We start from the raw sequence: 1,861 nt of genomic DNA, 5'->3' as shown, positions 1-1,861 counted from the left end.
GGCATGGCTCGCATGGCGATGATGACGCGCGCGGTCTGGACGCCCGGCTATGCAGTACTGATGTTCTTCATGTGGTGGGTCATGATGGTCGCGATGATGCTGCCTGGCGCAGCGCCAGCGATCCTTTCGTTTGCGACGGTCAATCGCAAGCAGTGCGACGCAGGCCATCCCTACGTTGCGACGAGCATTTTTGCGATTGGCTATCTCGCTGCCTGGGCTGGCTTCAGCCTGGTCGGGGTCATCCTGCAGTGGGGGTTCGAGCGCACCGGGCTCCTTTCACCGATGCTCGTCGCGACCAACGCGGTTTTAGGCGGCTTACTGCTGCTCGCCGCCGGCGTTTACCAACTCACCCCGGTCAAGCATGCCTGTCTTCGCCACTGTCGATCGCCGCTTGCATTCCTTAGTACCCATTGGCGGCGGGGCGCCCGTGGCGCGCTACGCATGGGTCTTTTGCACGGGGCTTTCTGCGTCGGCTGCTGCTGGTTCTTGATGGGGCTGATGTTTTTCGGCGGCGTGATGAACCTCTACTGGGTTGCGGGCCTCGCGCTGTACGTACTGTGCGAAAAGACTGTCCCTGCGGGGCACTGGATCGGCTACACGACCGGCGTCGCTCTGCTCGTCTGGGGTGCCGGGATGCTGGCGCTCGCGTTTTAAGAAGGGGCATACAGGCATCACGCGGCCTGTTGGATCACGAGAGAGCAGTTCGAAAGTTGCGCGCCCGGTCAGCTTCCCGTGGCCCCTGCCAACTCACAGTTCCGGCCATATCCGTGTGCTCCGAAGGCGCCGCACGCAACGACCGCTGCCCGAGTGCAGCAGGCTCGCCTCCGGATTGCTCAATACTGCGATCCCTATTCCCTGGTGGAAGGGCTACTCTCTGCGCATGTCGGCGTAACCCCCAGCCCCTGACGAACAGGCCACCGCGTTAGGCGAACTACCCAGCGTGGAAATCCAGGCTAGGGAAAGTGGTCAAAACGGGGAGGTTCGATTCCCTTCACCCGCTCCAACCGATCCCGGCATCTACACGGGATTCCGCGGCTGGCGCTGGATCACCGGGCGCTGCGATGGCAGGCAAACAATGCTGACCGGAAGCGGACTTCTTGCGATCGATTACAGACGTAGCGTGATGCAAGGCTTTTCGTTTTGCTCGCGCCACGGCGTTGGCAGCAGGCCCTATGCCGTTAGTCGATAGGCCGTCGAACTCCTTGAAGTTTGACAGAGCGCTGCCGAGTATGGACCTTGCCACGCCGGTCGTGGCGCGGCAAAGGAGGTCTTATGCGTTCACTCCCTGCACGACACTTGGTAGCCGCCGGCCTTGCGCTAACCTTAGTCTCGGGTTTTTCCGGATGCGGCAAGAACGTCTCGCAATCCTTGGTGAAGACGATCGACGCTGCGGAGAGCCGGAAGGTCGATGCCGCAGCTGCCGATCCGGCCCCTTACATCGGTGACACGTTCTCGGATGTCGAACACGCGCTGGTGAGAAAGAGCGAAGACACTGATCCCCCTGCACCGACGTTTTGAGCACCGGCGATCGGCGCAATCGCTTGCGACGAGGCCTCGCGTGCCAGCGCGGGCTTAGGGCGAATGGCACTTACTTTGGCTCGTACGCATGACCATGCTTCTCGACATGTCGGCGAGCCTGGGCGCGCGGCACCTTCAACCAAGGGTAGGGTTTTGGCCACTCTTGTCCAAGACAGAAGGCGTTGAGCCATCCCGATGCGTGGGGTAAAAAGTTGTCGCCAAACGAACTTCCACCCCACTCACGAGAGGCCCAACGTGAAAGCATCATGCAGCATGTTCAGTCAGATCCTCAAGCTGATTCCGCGCATCGAGTTCGAGCACATCGTCAAGCGCACCCAGGCTG

Annotated in this window: 2 protein-coding genes; both read left to right on the top strand. The window is 61.2% G+C overall.

Annotated features, from left to right (window positions below; translation table 11 throughout):
- Window positions 1–654, top strand: a 654-nt coding sequence (locus AC1DY5_RS53785; protein WP_478122382.1) for a DUF2182 domain-containing protein, incomplete at its 5' end; no start/stop codon positions are given.
- Window positions 655–1,368: 714 nt separating this feature from the next.
- Window positions 1,369–1,518 (top strand): hypothetical protein, encoded by a 150-nt coding sequence (locus tag AC1DY5_RS53780; protein WP_478122381.1) that lies wholly within the window; start codon window positions 1,369–1,371, stop codon window positions 1,516–1,518.
- Window positions 1,519–1,861: the final 343 nt, after the last annotated feature.

The sequence above is a fragment of the Variovorax sp. P4_D9 genome, from assembly GCF_056401695.1.
Note: the sequence above shows the minus strand (reverse complement) of the source record. Positions and strands in the feature narration are given on the sequence as shown.